Consider the following 1,380-nt stretch of genomic DNA (forward strand, 5'->3'; position numbering starts at 1 on the left):
TGATATTCTGAGTCGTGAGATCAAACAGCGAAAAGATGCCCTCCATGAATTTGAAAAAGCCGGTCGTGATGAACTTGCGACAAGCACTAAAGCAGAAATAGAGATCATCGCTCAGTACCTTCCCGAACAACTTTCTGAGGAAGAAATTAAAGTTATTGTACAGCAGACCATCCAGGAAACCGGTGCTTCTTCGAAAGCCGAGATGGGGAAAGTAATGACGGCCTTGATGCCTAAGGTAAAAGGCCGCGCTGACGGTAAGCTCGTGAACCAAGCGGTTCAGCAATTTCTGCAATAAACCTGCGACAAACAGGAAAACACAACACCCTCTGTTTACAGAGGGTGTTATTTCTATATATGCGATGCCTACCATAGAATGTAATGGTGAGAAGATTCTTATATGTAAGCGCTATCGTTAATTGTATGAAACGTGATGTCCGTTGGGTGCGTAAAGTATCTGACAGCCGTCAGGATTAGCAATATACCCAATAATTTCACATTAAATCCTGAAAACTGTATAGTTTGTCTAACAAAGTTTGGTATGCTGTAATATAGAAAGATCGAAAGGGGGAGAGAAATGCATAGAGAACATCACCACTCCAGTCGCAAATTGATCTTTTTAACGTTGTGGATTATGGTATCCGTTTTGCTGTTACCCTTAGTTCATTCCGAATCAGCGGCGGCCCAAACTAAAGGTGGAGCTGTGATTGTTATACCAGTTGATCAGGAAATTGAGCAAGGTCTGGGCAAATTTATGGAACGTGGATTTGCAGAAGCAGCAGATTCCAAAGCAGGTCTGATTTTACTGGATATTAACACTCCCGGTGGACGGGTAGATACAGCGGAGAAGCTGGGCAAACTGATTAAAGACAGTCCGATTCCGACCGTAGCCTATATAAGGGGCGAAGCGGCCTCAGCGGGTAGCTATATTGCGTTGAGCGCAAACAAGATTGTTATGAAACCGGGGAGTATTATCGGAGCAGCAGCGTTAGTAGACGGTAGGGGGCAGGCTATCACAGATCCAAAAACGGTAGCTTGGTGGAAGAGTAGCATGGCATCTGCCGCAGAAGCTGGTGGACGTAATCCAGATATTGCCAGAGGTATGGTTGACTCCAAAACGACCGTATCTATTCCAGAGATGAACTTTAATAAGGAAAATGGTCAGATCATTTCTTTAACCAGTGAGGAAGCGCTGAAGTTGGGTTATGCGGATTACATCGCGTCTTCCGAACAAGAAGTTATCCAGTGGATGGGTTACAGCACGGATGATGTAATTCATGTGGAGCGAACATGGGCTGAAAAAGCAGCCGAGATATTGACTAACCCAATTGTGCAGACGTTGCTTTTATTTATCGGTATCGCGGGTGTCGTTATTGAGTTGCT

At 44.6% G+C, this 1,380-nt stretch carries 2 protein-coding genes; both read left to right on the forward strand.

The annotated features are described in order from the left end of the window. Positions 1-295 (forward strand): GatB/YqeY domain-containing protein (locus GRP75_RS27010; protein ID WP_160790896.1); only part of this gene is annotated, 295 nt, incomplete at its 5' end. A 279-nt stretch (positions 296-574) separates the two neighbouring features. Continuing rightward, positions 575-1,380: NfeD family protein (locus GRP75_RS27015; protein WP_369127588.1), on the forward strand; the 806-nt coding region annotated here is incomplete at its 3' end.

Source organism: Paenibacillus sp. OT2-17 (assembly GCF_009827695.1).
In the GTDB taxonomy this organism is placed as follows: Bacteria; Bacillota; Bacilli; order Paenibacillales; family Paenibacillaceae; genus Paenibacillus; species Paenibacillus polymyxa_B.